We start from the raw sequence: 17,064 nt of genomic DNA, 5'->3' as shown, positions 1-17,064 counted from the left end.
CCTCAACTCTTTCCGACCGCAATGCGCGACCCGCGACGCAGCCTCGCCGCCTTCAGCGTATTCGACATCAGCATCGCAATGGTCAGTGGTCCCACGCCGCCCGGTACTGGCGTCATCGCCCCCGCGATTTCCGCAACACTCGGTAGCACGTCTCCCGCAAGGATGTAGCCCTTCTTTTCAAAGTTGGCCAGCTTGGCTGCATTATGGTTGCCAATGATCGCCTTCGCCAGCGCCGGATCGCTCACACGGTTGATACCGACATCGATCACCGTCGCGCCGGGCTTCACGAATTCTTCTGTGATCATCACGGTGCGCCCGATTGCCGCCACCAGGATATCCGCCCGCCGGCAGACTGCTGCGAGGTCGCGCGTCTTCGAGTGGCACACCGTAACTGTCGCATTGGCATTCGTAAGCAGCATTGCGATTGGTTTGCCAACAATATCACTCCGGCCGACCACCACCGCCTCGCGTCCCTCGACGGCAATATTGCTGCGAAGCAATATTTCCATCACACCCGCCGGCGTGCACGCTACCAGTGTTGGATGGTTCGCGGCAAGATTACCAACGTTGAAGGGATGCAGTCCGTCGACATCCTTGCCGGGATCGATTTCGACCAGGACCTTTCTCGAATCGATACCACGCGGCAACGGAAGTTGAACCAGGATTCCGTCCACCTCGTCGCGTTCGTTCAGTGCACGGACCAGCGCCACAATGTCAGCCGTCTTCGAACTTGCGGGCCTGACGATTTGCTCGCTGAAGAACCCCAATGTCTCGCAGGCACGAACCTTGCTGCGAACGTAGACTTCCGACGCCGGATCGTCGCCTACGAGCACCGCCGCGAGTCCCGGTCGAATGCCCGCTTCGAACAAGGCGTTCGCTTCAGCCGCGACTTCGGCTTTGATCTCGTTCGCGATCTTGGTCCCGTCCAAAAGTATGGCTGACATTTCGGGAACATATTACTCGTTGGGAGTCCAGCAGTCAGTAGCTAGCGAACAACGAGCCTTGAACCTGCTGAGTGCTGACCGCTGACTGCTGGCATTATTGCTGGCTGCTATTGCCGAGTGCCTTCTCAAGGCTCCCTGGGACGTCGCCGATGTAAAAAGATGTAAAGACCAAAAGGTTGTCTGTCATCTCACACCTAAGTCGCACAAAGTGACCAAAGTGCTGCAATGTCGTGACGCAACTACTCAGTTGTTAGGGGGTTTGCAGCATCAGTTCCCTTAGTAACGAGCTTTATGACCTTTGGGTGATGCTGAATTTTGGGGCCTGTAGTGGAATATCTGCAACAAAAGGGTGGTTTCAACAGTCTAAAGGAATAGGAAAGCACGGGGGGTCGGAGGTGACCTATGATGGCAGAGAAATTCTCGCTACCCGAGCTTACAGAGCTCCGGAGCGAATTGTTACAGACCGGGTATAGCTCGCAGGATGCTGCGGAGGTGCTCCAGATGTTCTGCAGCGGGCGTGGCTACGGTATCTCACCCGAAGCGGCGAAGGACGTAATGAGCCGCCTCGGCGCCGGCATGCCACTCGAATCGATCCAGCAGGAACTGGATCGCGTCGCCCTGGTGAACTAGACCACCTGCTCCGTAGCGGTGCGGAGCTGACGGTCACGGGTTTGAACCACGAAGTTGAGGCCTGAAGAAACTGACAGGCCAAAACGGGGTCGCCGAAACTGACACCCCGTTTGCAAAGAAAGAGCCGGGCTAACCAGCCCGGCTCTGTTGCGTTTGGAGAACGCGTCAGAGCGCCGGCGCCTCGCTGGCCCAAAGCGACGCGAAGCCTCGCAAGTCACGTGGGTTCGTATCTATTGACCTGCTGCTCTCCTTGGAGAGACCATTTGCCGCAAGCTAAAGAGGTGGCGCAATGCGTGCTCTGACCATCAGCTTTCTTGTTCTCTTCAGTTTCGCGGCTTTCTGCTATTCCCAGAATCCACCCGCGTCCGTGGTCTGCGTTTCTGCAGTAACGGACACGACAGGAAAATCCATCGGGTCCCTCGGCAACCTCAATGACCAACTCGCGCAGGACATCAGTGATCGCAAGCCGTTGAAGGGAGTTTCGATTCCGGCTGACATTACAGGTCACGCGCAACCAGGGCCCGAGTGTGACTATGTCCTCGAGATCACTCTGCATGTTGGCGGTTCGACAGGCATCGCTTTGAATCCTCCGAAGCCCAAGCCGTTAGATCCTGGCGTTGATCCGCGACGTACAACTTCAGAGTGGCTGGTGCAGGCCTCCTATCGACTTATGTCAACACCGAAGGCCATCAAGTCCGTTCGATTTGAGGATGACCTGAAGGAGCGGTACGAACCCAATGTCGTGGGATACGGTACAGATTTGGGATCCGTCGCGAGGCGGCTTGCGCACACTGCAGCGTCCAGCGCAGCCGGAAAATTGAAGAAGAAACTGAAACTCTAGGTCAGGTCCGAAACAGCAGAAGCAATGCGCCGGAGAAGGGTTCACATCTGCGACAAGGCACACGGATGGGGGTGTTAAGCAGTTCGCCACCTCGCCTTCCCACACTGGAGCGCGGTCCTGATACCGTGGAATTCGACAATTCCACCCTGATTCCGATAAAATTACGTTTTGGCTGCCAGCCCGGCTCACTCCTGTTGGCCGACGCGCTGTTTTCGGACGCCTCGTGGCACCCGATCCCAGTCAGAAACGCAGAAAGGTTTGGAGCACCCGTCATGGCACAGGTATGTGAAATTTGCGGCAAAGGGCCGCAGTTCGGAAACAACATCTCGCACGCGCACAACGTCACCAAGCGGCGCTGGAACGTCAACCTCCGCCCGGTGAAGGCGAAGACCCCCAAGGGCAACAAGAAAATGCGCGTCTGCACCGAGTGCCTGCGCAGCGGCAAAGTCGTCAAAGCGTAGCGCCGCCCCGGCAGAATCTCTTAAAGCCTCCTTTTGCGGGGGCTTTCTTCATTGCCGAACGTGGGATCGACGGCCAAACACCTCGACAGCTTCAGCCTCTTCCTTTTCTGAGTCCGCATTCAACCCGAGGTTATCCAACCTATGTGGCGCCGAACTCGGCGTGCCACACCGCGTGTAAGTGCAACAGCAACTCCCAACGCATTCACAGAAGGAGAGTCATCATGCAACCGCGCATCAACATTGCCAAGATTTCGCCCGCAGCCTACCGTGCTATGGCGGGACTCGAACAGTACATTCATTCCACCAACCTCGAACCCAAACTCGTCCACTTGCTGAAATTCCGTGCTTCACAGATCAACGGCTGTGCCTACTGTCTCGACATGCACAGCAAGGACGCCCGTGCCGTCGGCGAGACCGAGCAGCGGCTATACGGGCTCGACGCCTGGCGCGAAGCCCCCTACTACAGCGACCGCGAGCGCGCCGCCCTGGCCTGGATCGAGGCCCTGACCCTCATTCGTGAAGGACACGTCGAGGACGAAGTCTACGAGGAGGCCCGTAAGGTTTTCAGCGAACAGGAACTGGTGGACTTGGCAATGGTGGCGGTCGCCATCAACGGCTGGAACCGCCTCGCAATAGCCTTCCGCGCCGAGGCCGGAAGCTACCAACCCCAGCAGCACGCAAAAACAGCTTAGGCCAGATCGAATTAAGAAGGGTGGCCCACATCTGCCGTGGTCAGCAGATGTGGGCGTTTTCTTTTCGTGGAAGTTACAGCGGTATATTCCCGTGCTTCTTCGGCGGATTCTTGTCTCTCTTCGTGTCCAGCATCTCGAGCGCCTGGATCAGACGTCTGCGCGTGTCTCGCGGGCGAATCACCGCGTCGAGATATCCGCGTTCTGCAGCGACGTAGGGATTCGCGAACCGTTGCTTAAATTCCTCGATCTTCTCGTTGCGCATGGCATTGATCGCCGCTTCTCCCTTCGACCCGTTGTAGCCTTCCTTGGCGGCCTTATCGAGGTCGCGCTTGTAAACGATGTTCACCGCGCCCTCAGGCCCCATTACCGCGATCTCCGCCGTCGGCCACGCATAGTTCACGTCCGCCCGAATGTGCTTCGAAGCCATGACGCAATACGCGCCGCCGTAAGCTTTTCGTGTTATCACAGTAATCTTCGGCACGGTCGCCTCGGCAAACGCGAACAGCAACTTCGCACCGTGGGTAATGATTCCGCCGTGCTCCTGCTGAACCCCCGGAAGGAATCCCGGGACATCCTCGAACGTGATCAGCGGGATATTGAAGCAATCGCAGAAGCGCACGAAACGCGCCCCCTTGATGCTCGAATCGATGTCGAGGACTCCCGCGAGGAACGCCGGTTGATTCGCCACAACGCCCACCGGTTTGCCATTGAGTCTCGCAAAGCCGACGACGATATTCTTCGCCCAGTGCTCCTGCACCTCGAAGAAGTAGTTGTCGTCCACCACGCGATTGATCACGTCCTTGATGTCATACGGTTTGTTTGATTCCGCCGGTACCAGCGTGTCCAGTTGCTCGTCTGCCCGATCTGCCGGATCGGTGCACGGCTTCCGCGGCGGATCTTCAAGGTTGTTCGACGGGATGAAGCTGAGCAGCTCGCGGATCATCGAAAGGCACTCGGCGTCATCATGCGCCAGGAAATGTGCCACGCCAGACTTCGAGTTGTGCGTAGTCGCGCCGCCAAGTTCGTCTTTCGTGACCTCTTCGTGGGTGACCGCCTTGATCACGTCCGGTCCTGTGATGAACATGTACGAAGTCTTGTCCACCATCAGAATGAAGTCGGTGATCGCCGGCGAGTACACAGCACCGCCCGCGCACGGGCCCATGATTGCAGAAATCTGCGGCACCACGCCGGACGCAAGCGTGTTTCGAAGAAAAATATCGGCGTAGCCGGCCAGCGACATGACCCCTTCCTGGATTCGAGCGCCCCCGGAATCGTTCAGGCCTATGACCGGAGCCCCGACCTTCATCGCCATGTCCATCATCTTCACGATCTTCGCCGCATTCGCCTCCGAGAGCGACCCACCAAAAACCGTGAAATCCTGCGCGAACACGAACACCAGCCGCCCCTCAACTCGGCCATAACCGGTGACGAAGCCGTCGCCGTAAATCTTGTTCTCGTTCATGCCGAAGTCGTTGCAGCGATGGGTGACGAGTTTGTCCGTCTCTTCAAATGTGCCCTCATCCAGCAGGAATTCGATACGCTCGCGCGCGGTCATCTTCCCAAGCTTGTGTTCGCGGGCGCGCCGCTCCTCGCCGCCGCCGGCCTCAGCCAGTCCATCGCGGCGCTTCAGTTCAGCCAGGATCTGTTCCAGGTTCATACAATGACTCCGTAATCAGGAAGGCCCGAGTAACCGAGGATTATATGTTGGCGGAGCAAGGTGAGAGAAAGTAGAAAATAACAGAAGAACCTAACATCCCGGGAAGAACGAAGAACTGCCGCTCTAGTCCATCCCCGACATCGCCGTCCACTTATATTTCTTCTTCTTGACGTCCCAGTAAATCGCCGAAGTCTCGCCGCTCAGGTCCTCGGCGGTAATCGCGGTATACACCTTATTCTTTTTTCCGGGAATGCGATGAATCGCCAGTTTTTCGAAAGGCAGGTTCAGCACCACTAGCTTCGCCTTTGGGGTTGCGGCCCGCCAGTCATGCGCAATCAGGATGTATTTCGCCTTCTCGGGGTCGTGCGCGTTGAAGCTCACCGTCACCCGCGGATCACCCCACCCGAAATACTCGTTATAGGGGTCGACGACCTTGTAATGGAATGTCTCTTCATCGACCAGCGGATTGCCCTTTCGCGTCGCAACGAAGACCGCATCCTCGGCCCCATCGCCATCGAGATCCGCCGTCAACATCGGGAATTTGTCCAGCAACACAAACTCCGTCCCGAACTGCAGCGACACGAATTCTCTCTCTTGCGGAGTTAGAGGGCTTTCGTGAGCGGTGGGAGCGCTCTGCGCCAGAGCGAGCGCAGACGTAATAATCAGTACGACAGAGAAGGGAACAATCCGGCGAAGCATGTCGCGAGTGTAGCGCGATTGCTCCCGGCTTTCTCTCCAAAAGAAACCTGAGAGTACACGAAGGTACACCACACACTCTTGTGGTAGGCGTCCCATTGCACTGGCTCCCTCGCAAACCAAATTGGGAATTGGACCTCACTCACCGCCAACTCTTCGTTGTCCCGGAACGCACCCCTCGCAAACAATCTTCATTATGGCCGCCGATCCCGCTCTCAGCTTGCTCGAACAAATCCAGTCCTATCTAGACGACCACCCGCGCGCAGTAGTGGTCGAGGGCGGCGAGGTCGTCTTCCGATTCGACGAAGCCGAGTATGAGTTACGCCCCGAACGCGGTCGCTGCCTTCTGCAGGTATGGTCGGAAGAACGAAACGTTGTACGCCGAATCATCGCCGCCGAGGTACGCCAAGACCATCTCCGTCTCTCGGTTCAGCGCTTCGGCCAATCAAAACCGACCACGATCGAACTGATCCCGCAGGAAGAGCACCGTCCCGCATCGGCCAAGCGCCTCTCTCGCGCAACCTTCCGACGAATCCTGCGACGTTCCCTCGAGCGCCATTTCCCCGGCTGGACTCTCGAAACACTCAGTTTCGCCGCCGATCTCGAGCACTCCTTCGGCCCCGTTCACGTGCGCGGCATCATGCGCCAGGGCCAGAAGACAGTCGCAATCGCCGCCGTTTCCGCCGCCGAAGTCCAGCCCAGCGTAGACGCCCTGCTCACCACCGGCATCCTCTGGCTGCAGCGCTGTCGCGAGCGCCTCGCCGATAAGCGTCACGTCGAGGGCCTCCGCCTCATCGCTCCCGCTGGCCGATCGGGCGTCCTTCGCCTTCGCATGGCGCAACTGAGTCGCGATGCCGCCACCTGGGAACTGTTCGAACTCGACCAGCGTACCGAAACCCTTCGGCCAAAGATCGTCGCCGACACGGGCAACATCGAGACTCGTCTAGTGCGCCTGCCCGACGAAACCGCCGCCAGGCGCCGCTTCCAGAAATCGATCGACCGCGTCCTCGCTATCGCGCCTCGCGCAGAAATTGTCGTCCGCTCCGCCGGGGAAATCAGTTTCCAGCTTTGCGGCCTCGAATTCGCGCGCGTCCGCATTGAGCACCAGAACGGGTTCCGCCTGGGCGAGTTGCTAACCTTCGGCTCCGGCGCGCACGAAACCCCGCTCAACGAGCAGACCGAACCAATGCTTCGCGACGCGGTTGCTCGCCTTAGCGCCGCCCGCGCCGGGAATGATCGCGCCGACCAACTCTACCGCATGCAGCCTGAGCGCTGGCTCGAATCGGTCGTACGCAAAGACGCGGGCGTGCTCGACGAGCGCATCGATTCGCGCTGGGTCTACTCGCAGGTACCCGCATTCGCCGCCGGAGACCGCGGCATGATCGACCTGCTCACCGTTACTCGCGACGGCCGCTTGGTCGTCATCGAACTCAAAGCGCAGGAGGACCTGCACCTGCCGCTGCAAGGCCTCGACTACTGGGCGCGCGTCCACTGGCACCACGCACGGGACGACTTCAAAAACTTCGGCTACTTCGGCGGATGCGAACTCTCCGGCAAACCGCCGGTCCTTCTGCTCGTCTCCCCTGCACTTCACCTGCATCCCGCGACGGACACGCTCCTCCGCTACCTCTCACCCGAAATCGACTGGAAAGTTCTCGGCATCGATGAGCACTGGCGCTGGGGAGTGAAGGTGATCTTCAGGAAGAGCCGCGAAGAAGGGAAGATTGTGACGCGGGGATGAGGACGGAATGACAAATGACGAATGTCAAAATGACGACTGAATTCTATTCGTCATTCCGTCATTCGTCGTTTTGACATTTGGTTCTCAAGCGACAATAGAAAATCGTCATTCGTCAATTGGTCTTAGCATCTCTTTTCCCCGATTCACCCAATAATCCCTCGCGGTCTCACTCAAATCCGCTTGCGGCGTTTCGCCCTTATACACGCGCGAGACCCCGCGCACGATCCGCCGCATCGGCAGCCCGCCTTTCTCGTCGGCGAAGAACGCCTCCCCGACCTTCGATGTCCGGTAAAACCAGCGCTTGAGCAGCGCCAGGTGCTCCATCCACTCCTGCGCCGAGTGCGGTTCCGGATCGGCAACGGTTGCGAGTGCCTCCGAGATCCGTGCTTCCATCGACGTCGGCGTTTTGGCATTCGTGACGATCTGCCGTGCGGCAACGTTCAGCGTTACAGGTGCGGCGAGGCAGCCGTGCTCGATCTTGAACAGCGTCACGGATTCTGCCTCGGTCGACGGTTGCACCATCACTCCGCGCAGTTCGCCGATTCGCCGTATGATCTCCGGCAACTGTGCTCTTACCGCTGCAACCTTCTCATGACGGGCGTGCAGCGCCGCCGCCGTTTCGAAATCCAGGCGCTCGCTCGCTGCGTCGCGGTCGGTGGCGATCTGCACCAATAACGAGCGCGCATTCGAATCGAAGTAGCTGTGAACCTGCTCGGTCTCGGCCCGGTACTCCTCGTCGGTGCAGCCCTTGTAGCACGGCGCCAGGCACATCTTCATCTCTGAGTACATGCAGCCCGGATGCGACGGATCCGGTTGCAATTCTTCGTGGCAGCGCCGGAGCTTGAAGAAATCGAGCGAGTCGTTCGCGAACTTCTCCGCCGCTGCCCGCGTGGGGAACGGTCCGTAATAGACGCTCTGCGATTTCAATCGCGAGATGCGTGTCGTCACCGTCACGCGCGGAAACGCATTCTCGAGAATCAGTTTCACCAGTGGCGCCGGTCGCAGATGCAACCGTTTCGAGTACGTTGCCGGAAACGCCTCGCGCAGAACCTTGTACAGAAGAAATCCGGATTCGAAGTCTGAAGACGTCGGCGTGTACTCGAGCCAGCGAACGCGCTCGCGCAGGTTTAGCCGCTTCGTACCGGGCTCGGCAGGACCCAGCAGCCGCTGCATGCGCCGCCGCAGGTTCGCCGTCTTGCTGACGTACGGATCCGCTGCCGCTTCTTCGCCGCGCAGCAGGAACACGGCAGGCGCCGCCGGAAGCGTCGCCAGGAACTCAGAATCCAACTCCGGCAGAAACTCAGCTTGATGCGTCAGCACCCCTAAAGCTTAACGGCAAAACGGCAAAGGTAAAAACGGCAAAAGTGGGCAGGTGAGCTGCAGCCTTTTCCAAGAGCGGAGAACAACTGGGAACTGAGAACCGGGAACAGAGAACCGCCTTTCTACACCGACACCTTCTGATGCTTCCGCAGCAACTGGATCGACAGCGCGAGGCAGCCGAAGATGAAGGAATTGATCACCGCCGGAATCCAAATGAAGTCGAGTACAGGAAACCCTGTGGCCGGAAATTCCGAGCTGATCAAGTCGCCGGGCAGCAGTAGCCGCTGAATCCACACATCGTAGTGCAGCTTTCCTGCTCCGAACTTCCCACCTTGCAGATAGAACAGTAACGTCGCCACCGCACCGAGGAATAAGGGAAGGAAGATAAAGAATCGAACCAGTCTCGTTTCTCGACGCGGCGGTGGCGCTGGCCCGAACTCTTCGGCGATCGCCTCCGGCATCAATTTCAGCCCCATGCTGCTCTGTCGACGCGGGAGTTTCCGGCGCGTGGCAGGACCTCCCGAACTTGGTTGATCGTCAGCCATCAGCGGAAACTCGCGCTCCTGTATTTCAACCGGAAGTCGTCGCCGTCGATCTTCACCACGCGGCACATCTCGTGCAACCTCGACCGCATACGCTCCCCAATCCGGTCCCCAAGCGTTTCCTCTCGCGTCGCCTTCGACACCGCAGAGTATCTTCCCGGCTCGCCATCGCTTCCGCCCGGCGGCAGGTCACGGTAGTTCGTAGTGATAATCGTTGTGCGCTTGTCGTTATAGCGTGTATTCAAAATGTGCGACACCGTATCCCACACCCACTCGGTCGGCTTCACTGCGCCCAGTTCGTCCAGAACCAGCACCTCAGCCTCAAACACCGGCCGCAGCACCTCCATCTCGGTCGTCTGCACCGAAGCATTGTAGGAATTCTGGATTTCCTTCAGAAGCTCACGATAGTCGTAGAACAAGCAGCGTGCGCCTTTTTGCGCCATCAGTTCCTTGATGATCCCCACCGCCAGGTGCGTCTTGCCTGTCCCGATCGGCCCTATTAGCAGCAATCCATCGCGCTCCACCGGATATTCCTCGACAAACCGTCCAGCCGCTAATTTCGCATTGGCCAACGAAGCCGAAGATTTCCCGCAAGGATCGGCCTCGAAGTTCGACAATTCGCAGTGCTCATACCGGTCGGGAATATTGGCGATTTTCAGCAGCCGCTGGGAATGTTGTCGTACCTGGCATTCGCACTTGGCTGCCCGCTGAATCGGCCGCCCCTTCGAGTCCTTCGTTTCGACCATCCTGAAGCCGCTGCCGCCGCACACGGGGCAGGTCGCACGCGTGGAGTCTACTGCTGTCGCCTGTGGTTCATGCATGAAAGAATCGTGCGCCAAGCGGCGCCGAGTAGCAAGTGGCAAGCCACAGTCAGGTGTGGAGATCGTGTGGAGAAGAAGAGAACTTGTGGAAAAGGCCCAAGAAAGTCAAAGTGCAAAGGAAAGACCTCAGATTCTCTTGGTTTTCGCTCTGCCCTTTTCCCTCTGCCCTTTGCCTTCGGAGAAGTGTTCCCACCCCTTCGGCCTCAGTTCAACTCCCAGTTCCGCGTCGTTGCCCTCGAACAGCAGGATTTTCGGCAAATGCTTCTGCGGTGCCTCGATATACCCGATCTGGCTGATCGGAACACCGGCGATCTCCGCCGGAACCCGTTTGTTCGGCGGAGCCGTAAACAGCAATTGATATTCGTCGCCGCCGTGCAGCGCATTTTCGAGAGAGACCTCGTGCTTGCCGATCGAGGCCACCGGAATCGCCTCTTCCTGCACCTCGGCGCGCACGCCGCTCTCGTCACAGAGGTGGGTCAGGTCGGTCGAAAGCCCGTCCGAGATATCGATCATGGCCGAGGCAATCTTCTTGTCGCGCAGGTAACGGCCGATCTTAATCTGCGGCTGCGGAACAAAATGTGCGGGGCTGTCCGAAGCCCGGTAGCGTTTCTTTGGATTCGCAAACATTCTCTCCAGCATCGCCGAAGCCGCACCCAGTTCTCCGGTGATGTAAAGATGGTCGCCGGGTTTTGCCCCCGAGCGCATGATTGCCTCCCCACGCGGCAACGTGCCCACTACCATGATGTCCGCCAGCACGCCGCCGGGCGACTGTGCGATGTCGCCCCCGGCCAGCGTCACGCCGAACTCCCGCGCCAACCCCAGGAACCCGTCCAAGAACTCATCTACCCACTTCTGCGGCAAGTCCTCCGGCAGCGCCAGGGAAAGGAAAGCCGCAGTGGGCTCGCCACCCATCGCCGCGATATCGCTCAGCCCGCGAGCCAGGCAGCGGTGCCCGACCACATGCGCCGAGTGCAAGTCGCGTCTGAAGTGGATGCCTTCCAGAGAAAAATCGGTAGTAACCAGAGTTTCGTTTCCGGCCGCGATTTCCAGCACGGCGCAGTCGTCGCCAATCGTCTTCGTAATTCGCGCACCCGCAGCCCGGGTTCCAGTCTTAGCCTGTCTTCGGATTTTCGCGATGAGTTGCAATTCGCTAAGCGGCACGGAAGACACTATAGAGAACAGCGAGAAAAGAGGGAAGGGACTCGAAAGAAACGGAGCTTTCCATCGCTGCAACCGACAATCGGGATATTGGCACCTGCGAACCCCCGACTGCACAATATCTGAGGCAGGTAAATTTAGGCTACTCTGGAATTTTTGGGGGCGAAGAGAACGCGCAAATCTCTCGCGCCAATCACCCTTTACAAATGCAGTTTGCTAAATCGCATTTTGCGGAAACCCTTATCCCTAGCGCTTTTTCGTTTCTCATCAGAGACTTGCGTGTTTGTTCGTGTCTCGAAGAATAGGATTCTGCCACGACACTGGTACTACTGGTTTAGCCCCTTCGATTACCCAGTTTGGTTGACAGGCCCATTTTGCGCCTGTTAAGGTTTGCGGGAATTTGCGGTACTGCTCCGGGCGGCGGTTTCGAGAGTCGCTGCAGTCTGAGGTACTCAGCTCGAGCCATTCGAGCTCTATCGCCCGGATCGATTCGGCCTCCGGTTGCCCCCACACGGGTGCTTGGTCGCCTTCGTAAGTTAAACGAAGCGGCAGAGGAGGAAATTCTTGAGGGTGGAGCGATAGCTTTTGCGGAAACGCTTCTACATCCTATTCGTGGCGCGGGACGCGGAAGGTCAGCTCCGTAAGATTCCCATTCCCATGCATTACATGTACGTCTTCCTCGCGGGAGCCGTTATTGGCATGATGACCATCACGGGAATGGCAGGCTCCTACACCCGGATGCTGATCAAGACCGCCCACTTCAACCAGCTCCGCACCGAGAAAGATCAGCTCAAGAAGAGTTATTCCAAGCTCGAACAAGTCAACAAGGAAAAGGAAATACAGGTCGCTTCGCTCGGTTCCATCGCCAGCGAAGTTTCATCCCTCTACGGTCTCAAGACCGACAGCAAGTTGACCCCCACGGCCCAGGATGTCCAGCCTGAGCAATACACCGAAACCCTGGATCAACTCTATGCGCTTCGAACTTCGGCGCTGTCGGGCGTTGCAACCGCAGGCATCGGAATGGGTCCGAACCATATGGCATCGCTCGCCGACTGGGTCCGCGCCGCGGCTGCTCCCACCTTATGGCCGGTCGAAGGCCGCGTGACCAGTTCGTTCGGCGAACGCATCGATCCCTTTAACGGTGAGGGCGCGTTCCACTCCGGCGTCGATATCTCGTCGCCGTATGGCCATCCCATCATTGCCCCGGCCGACGGTATTGTCACCTTCGCTGATTTCATGAGCGGGTATGGCCGCCTGGTGATGATCGACCACGGCCACGGCATCCAGACACGCTATGGCCACATGTCCGCATTCAACGTCACTGTCGGACAGCAGGTTCATCGCGGGGACATCATCGGCTATGTGGGCGCCAGCGGCCGCGTTACCAGCCCCCACCTGCACTACGAAGTCCGCATCAACAACACCCCGGTGAACCCCTACAAGTACCTGCGCACCACGCTCGCACACGCCGACCACTTCGATAATTCCGTCTCCGGCAACTAATTGAGCGGTCTTTCCTGCCATTGATCTGAATAACGGAAATTAGGAAGGTTTTTTTGCAATCAGTGTCTGTTGTTGGCAGGCGCTTTCTTCTTTGCCGGCGGAGCGGTTACTGATGGCTGTGCCGGAGTCTCCTGTTGCGCTCCCGTCACATCCACCGGCGGTTCTTCCAGCATTTTCTTGAAAAATCCTGTTGGAATATTCGCGCTCAAAATCGCTTTGGAGCCATCTTGCTTTACCTGCAAGCTATCCAGCGCCGACTTGAATTCCGCCTCGTTCTGTCCTGGTTGCGCGTTCAACTCGATCGACTTGAACAGCGTAAGAAAACCCGATGCCTGGTCGACAAAATGCTTCGCGTCATCGTTGGTTGCGGTGTAGAAATCCGCCCGAAAGTGAATACTCCCGAGATACCGCACCCAGGCAACCATCGTGCTTTCCGACGGAATGAGGATATCGATTCCGCCTGGCAGCGTGAATGCGCGCGCGGCCCGTGGATCCTTTGGGGCCGCAGGTATTTTCGCTACCGCCCAAACCAGGCTGCCGATCGGAATATCGTGGTAGTACCGTGAAACCAGCGGCGGTCCGGAGAACGGCATCGCCGCCGACCGCGACCGATCGATGATTCCGCGAATCACCTTGGGATCATCGACGTTTGATCCCGCTACCGAATCAACATCCAGAATCGCTATCCTCACCGTCCGATCCTCGACCGGAATGTTGTAAATGTCCGTATCGCGATATTGATCGACGCTCTTGCTCAGCTTCCGCAGATAAGCCGAAAGCTTCTGGCTATCAAACTTCCCAACAAACACTTCTGAATATCGCGGCTCGGTTGTCGCCGGGAGCCCCGGCTTCGCCGGCGGACGACGCATGATATGCACGGCGAATGCGGCCTCGTTGAGATCTCGCTCAAACTGGAATCCCGTCGCGCGCACGAAGTCTTCGTACTCGGGCTCGCGCTGCACCACCGGCGTTGACCCAAAATTTGTCAGCCGGCGAACGGTCTTCAGGTTGAAGTAGAGAACCGCGTCAGAATCAGGAAGCAGTCGGGCAGGTTCGGGGGCGGCGCGTTTTCTCAGGTAAACCGCAATACCGATGGCGGTGGCGACGACAACCACCGCCGTGATCACAATTACCAGATTCCGTCTTCGGGACCTCATAATGGGGAACAGAAGATTATTGTGCCCTACCCTTTTCGCCCATTGTTGGCGACAGGGCGGGACCATTCGCAACCGAATTCGCCAAACTCCTGCGTTTTCGGGTAAAATCTCCCGTGGTGCCGCATCATAGCATCTCGTAGGGGTGCTCCCGCTGGAATCCCGCGTTAATCCGTGGGAGTAAGCGAGTCGAGGCGGCAGCGAAATCAACGCCAACGGGACACGCGAGCACCTTTCGCGTCGACGGTAAGGTATGGGCGCCTGTAACCCGGCTGTGGGATCCAGCTCGGTTGCGGGTGGAAGTGCTTGTGTGCTAACCTTTTATCTTTGTCCCGGACGCTGGGAGATATTCGGAACCCTGGCTGCGAAAGCAGACAAGTTCCGGCAGTGCTGGCGTAGCTCAGCTGGTAGAGCATCTGATTTGTAATCAGAGGGTCGGGGGTTCAAATCCCTTCGCCAGCTCCAAGATGAATCCCTGGTTGCGCAGGCGGGCGCTATCAGGTGCTTGATCCCAGAAACAGCGCGCGGCTCTTCAAGAGAACACACTCCACAGAGCTTCTCCGGATCGTAGCAGTTCCCGAGTGTGCGGAAGTATGTTCGCACGCGCCGGTTTTTCCGCCCCCGTTGCGACGCAAAGGCGCACAGCGGATCTTTGATAGCAGGTTGGTTCACGGCCGCACACGAGTTTGTGCCTACCGTTCTCGCGTCTTTTGCGAGAAGGTGAGGCAGTAACCGTTGTGCGTTCGTCGTGCACAGGTGGGTGAGCGGTTAAAGCCAACAGACTGTAAATCTGTCCGCCCTTGCGGCGTTCGGTGGTTCGAATCCACCCCTGTGCACCAGGTTTAGAAATGAATCGCCTTCTGACGGCACTCATAGCGTACGCAGCAGTCGCAACACTGGCATGGTTCACGCTTTCGGCAGAGAAGATCGCGTTCTTCGGTGGCAACATTCAGTTGAGTCCACGTGATTTCGTGGTCACGCTGATGGCAGCTTTCGCGGCACTGACGCTGCTGCACCACTGGAAAGAACAGGCCCGGGCGAAGTTAGAGCAGGAAGACGATCGGGAGTAAGTGGGCGGGAGTAACTCAGTGGTAGAGTCACAGCCTTCCAAGCTGTTGGTCGCGGGTTCGAGCCCCGTCTCCCGCTCCAGGCTTTAAGAAACGCGGTGGGGCTGAGTAAGGACACGAACGAGGACACGGAACAATGTTTGAGCAGGCGGCGATAGCCGTACAGGACGAGCAAGGATACGCGCAGCTTCATATGCGGATCGATGCTGCCTTCGACGCGCGCGACTTGGAGGTCCTCCTGGATCGCGTGACCAGGGCCAAGCTGCGGATTCGTGACTTTGAGGCGGTGCTGAAGCGCGGGTTCCTGGGCAAGGAAGCTGTGGCGCTTTATGGAGAACTGCCGGTTTCAGACCAGGCATTGACGCGCGAGCGCTACCTGCGCCTGGTGGAAAAGGTGCCGCAGGAGCTGCGGCAAAGGTATTTCAGGGCTTACGCGTATTACTGAGGCGGCCCGCGGGTGCAGCGCTTGCGGCGCGACCGGGGCGATACAAAAAGTCTAACGAAAGGGACTGATAGCGCATGGCGAAGGAAAAGTTTGACCGTTCGAAGCCGCACGTGAACGTGGGAACGATCGGGCACATCGATCACGGCAAGACGACGTTGACGGCGGCGATCACCAAGGTTTTGCAGAAGCACAACCCGAAGAACCAGTTTCGTTCGTTCGACTCGATCGACAATGCGCCGGAAGAGCGCGAGCGGGGCATCACGATCGCGACGGCGCACGTGGAGTACGAGACGGCCAACCGGCACTACGCGCACGTGGATTGCCCTGGGCACGCCGACTACATCAAGAACATGATTACGGGCGCGGCGCAGATGGACGGAGCCATTCTGGTGGTGGCGGCGACCGACGGGCCGATGCCGCAGACCAAGGAGCACGTGCTGTTGGCGCGCCAGGTGGGCGTGCCGTACGTTGTGGTGTTTCTGAACAAGTGCGACGCGGTCGAGGATGCGGAGCTGATCGACCTGGTGGAGATGGAGGTCCGCGAGCTGTTGACCAAGTACCAGTTCCCGGGCGACGACGTGCCGGTAATCCGGGGGTCGGCCTTGGGGGCGTTGAACGGGGAGCCGGAGTGGGAAGCGAAGATCGACGAGCTGATGGAGGCGGTGGACAAGTATGTGCCGCGGCCGGACCGGGCGGTGGATCTGCCTTTCCTGATGCCGATTGAGGATATTTTCTCGATTTCCGGACGCGGCACGGTGGTGACGGGCCGGATCGAGCGCGGCAAGGTGAAGGTGGGCGAGGACGTGGAGATTGTGGGTTTCCGCGAGACGCGCAAGACGGTGTGCACGGGCGTGGAGATGTTCAAGAAGCAGTTGGACGAGGGCATGGCGGGCGACAACGCCGGGCTGCTGCTGCGCGGCATACCGAAGGAGGACGTGGAGCGCGGGATGGTGCTGGCCAAGCCGGGATCGATCACGCCGCACACGCGCTTCAAGGGCGAGGTGTACGTGCTGAGCAAGGAAGAGGGCGGCCGGCACACGCCGTTCTTCAAGGGCTACCGTCCGCAGTTCTACTTCCGCACGACGGACGTGACGGGAGTGGCGCAGTTGCCGGCGGGGATGGAAATGGTGATGCCGGGTGACAACGTGCAGCTGGAAGTGGAGCTGATTACGCCGGTGGCGCTGGAGAAGGGCTTGCGGTTCGCGATCCGCGAAGGCGGACGGACGGTGGGCGCGGGCACGATCTCGGAGATTATCAATTAAGTAAGAGGTCAGGGATCAGGGGCCAGTTTTCTGGGACCTGATCCCTAGAAGGAAGATCATGGTAGGACAGAGGATTCGAATCCGGTTGAAGGCATATGACTATCGTGTGCTCGATACCTCTACGGGCGAG

General features: G+C 58.6%; 18 protein-coding genes and 3 tRNA genes. 13 read left to right on the top strand and 8 right to left on the bottom strand.

The genetic code is table 11. The annotated features are described in order from the left end of the window. Positions 1 to 2 precede the first annotated feature (2 nt). Positions 3 to 944 carry a bifunctional 5,10-methylenetetrahydrofolate dehydrogenase/5,10-methenyltetrahydrofolate cyclohydrolase gene (locus ROO76_20255; protein MDT8070504.1) on the bottom strand — a complete coding sequence of 314 codons (942 nt, stop codon included), beginning with the start codon at positions 942 to 944 and terminating at the stop codon, positions 3 to 5. 402 nt (positions 945 to 1,346) lie between these two features. Here ROO76_20255 and ROO76_20250 point away from each other — a divergent pair, with 402 nt between their 5' ends. The 4 genes from ROO76_20250 (at position 1,347) to ROO76_20235 (ending at position 3,568) form a co-directional block, all read left to right on the top strand. Further along, complete coding sequence (locus tag ROO76_20250) at positions 1,347 to 1,574, top strand: hypothetical protein (protein ID MDT8070503.1); 228 nt, start codon at positions 1,347 to 1,349, stop codon at positions 1,572 to 1,574. Between the two features lie 289 nt (positions 1,575 to 1,863). Then, entirely contained in the window at positions 1,864 to 2,415 is a 552-nt protein-coding gene (locus ROO76_20245) for a hypothetical protein (protein MDT8070502.1), read from the top strand. A 272-nt stretch (positions 2,416 to 2,687) separates the two neighbouring features. Beyond that, positions 2,688 to 2,876 carry a 50S ribosomal protein L28 gene (rpmB, locus tag ROO76_20240; GenBank protein ID MDT8070501.1) on the top strand — a complete coding sequence of 63 codons (189 nt, stop codon included), beginning with the start codon at positions 2,688 to 2,690 and terminating at the stop codon, positions 2,874 to 2,876. Between the two features lie 221 nt (positions 2,877 to 3,097). Continuing rightward, positions 3,098 to 3,568 (top strand): carboxymuconolactone decarboxylase family protein, encoded by a 471-nt coding sequence (locus tag ROO76_20235; GenBank protein MDT8070500.1) that lies wholly within the window; start codon positions 3,098 to 3,100, stop codon positions 3,566 to 3,568. A 73-nt stretch (positions 3,569 to 3,641) separates the two neighbouring features. Here ROO76_20235 and ROO76_20230 read toward each other — a convergent pair whose 3' ends face one another. Beyond that, positions 3,642 to 5,225 (bottom strand): acyl-CoA carboxylase subunit beta, encoded by a 1,584-nt coding sequence (locus ROO76_20230; protein ID MDT8070499.1) that lies wholly within the window; start codon positions 5,223 to 5,225, stop codon positions 3,642 to 3,644. Positions 5,226 to 5,348: 123 nt separating this feature from the next. Beyond that, entirely contained in the window at positions 5,349 to 6,020 is a 672-nt protein-coding gene (locus tag ROO76_20225) for a hypothetical protein (GenBank protein ID MDT8070498.1), read from the bottom strand. Between the two features lie 97 nt (positions 6,021 to 6,117). Here ROO76_20225 and ROO76_20220 point away from each other — a divergent pair, with 97 nt between their 5' ends. Beyond that, complete coding sequence (locus ROO76_20220; protein ID MDT8070497.1) at positions 6,118 to 7,662, top strand: hypothetical protein; 1,545 nt, start codon at positions 6,118 to 6,120, stop codon at positions 7,660 to 7,662. A 105-nt stretch (positions 7,663 to 7,767) separates the two neighbouring features. On the opposite strand, the gene ROO76_20215 is transcribed toward ROO76_20220, so the two are convergent. The 4 genes from ROO76_20215 to thiL all read right to left on the bottom strand — a co-directional run bounded on the left by ROO76_20215 (position 7,768) and on the right by thiL (position 11,506). Then, positions 7,768 to 8,982: an excinuclease ABC subunit C gene (locus tag ROO76_20215; GenBank protein MDT8070496.1), complete on the bottom strand. Its 1,215-nt coding sequence runs from the start codon at positions 8,980 to 8,982 to the stop codon at positions 7,768 to 7,770. A gap of 122 nt (positions 8,983 to 9,104) precedes the next feature. Then, positions 9,105 to 9,527, bottom strand: a complete 423-nt coding sequence (locus tag ROO76_20210) for a hypothetical protein (GenBank protein ID MDT8070495.1) — start codon at positions 9,525 to 9,527, stop codon at positions 9,105 to 9,107. Next, positions 9,527 to 10,345 carry an ATP-binding protein gene (locus tag ROO76_20205; protein MDT8070494.1) on the bottom strand — a complete coding sequence of 273 codons (819 nt, stop codon included), beginning with the start codon at positions 10,343 to 10,345 and terminating at the stop codon, positions 9,527 to 9,529. Before ROO76_20205 ends, ROO76_20210 begins: the two co-directional genes overlap by 1 nt. Before the next feature lie 126 nt (positions 10,346 to 10,471). Continuing rightward, positions 10,472 to 11,506, bottom strand: coding sequence for a thiamine-phosphate kinase (gene thiL, locus ROO76_20200; protein ID MDT8070493.1), 1,035 nt, complete (start codon positions 11,504 to 11,506; stop codon positions 10,472 to 10,474). A 582-nt stretch (positions 11,507 to 12,088) separates the two neighbouring features. On the opposite strand from thiL, the gene ROO76_20195 reads away from it, so the two are divergent. Then, positions 12,089 to 13,006 carry a M23 family metallopeptidase gene (locus ROO76_20195; protein ID MDT8070492.1) on the top strand — a complete coding sequence of 306 codons (918 nt, stop codon included), beginning with the start codon at positions 12,089 to 12,091 and terminating at the stop codon, positions 13,004 to 13,006. 59 nt (positions 13,007 to 13,065) lie between these two features. Here the strand turns inward: ROO76_20195 and ROO76_20190 are convergent, their stop codons facing one another. Then, the gene (locus tag ROO76_20190) at positions 13,066 to 14,163 is read right to left on the bottom strand and encodes a hypothetical protein (GenBank protein MDT8070491.1); all 1,098 of its coding nucleotides are present in this window, start codon (positions 14,161 to 14,163) and stop codon (positions 13,066 to 13,068) included. 386 nt (positions 14,164 to 14,549) lie between these two features. Between ROO76_20190 and ROO76_20185 the strand changes: the two genes are divergently transcribed. The 7 genes from ROO76_20185 to rpsJ all read left to right on the top strand — a co-directional run. Continuing rightward, a tRNA-Thr gene (locus ROO76_20185) sits at positions 14,550 to 14,625 on the top strand. A gap of 285 nt (positions 14,626 to 14,910) precedes the next feature. Next, positions 14,911 to 14,999, top strand: a tRNA-Tyr gene (locus tag ROO76_20180). Between the two features lie 9 nt (positions 15,000 to 15,008). Continuing rightward, a complete protein-coding gene (locus ROO76_20175; GenBank protein ID MDT8070490.1) occupies positions 15,009 to 15,230 on the top strand; it encodes a hypothetical protein in 222 nt (73 codons plus the stop codon). A 4-nt stretch (positions 15,231 to 15,234) separates the two neighbouring features. After that, positions 15,235 to 15,309, top strand: a tRNA-Gly gene (locus tag ROO76_20170). Positions 15,310 to 15,363: 54 nt separating this feature from the next. Then, positions 15,364 to 15,672, top strand: a complete 309-nt coding sequence (locus tag ROO76_20165) for a hypothetical protein (protein MDT8070489.1) — start codon at positions 15,364 to 15,366, stop codon at positions 15,670 to 15,672. Positions 15,673 to 15,746: 74 nt separating this feature from the next. Continuing rightward, positions 15,747 to 16,934 carry an elongation factor Tu gene (tuf, locus tag ROO76_20160; protein ID MDT8070488.1) on the top strand — a complete coding sequence of 396 codons (1,188 nt, stop codon included), beginning with the start codon at positions 15,747 to 15,749 and terminating at the stop codon, positions 16,932 to 16,934. A 58-nt stretch (positions 16,935 to 16,992) separates the two neighbouring features. Then, positions 16,993 to 17,064: 30S ribosomal protein S10 (rpsJ, locus tag ROO76_20155; GenBank protein ID MDT8070487.1), on the top strand; the 72-nt coding region annotated here is incomplete at its 3' end.

It is taken from the genome of Terriglobia bacterium (genome assembly GCA_032252755.1).
Lineage (GTDB): Bacteria > Acidobacteriota > Terriglobia > Terriglobales > Acidobacteriaceae > JAVUPY01.
This window is presented reverse-complemented; position numbering and strand designations above follow the sequence as displayed.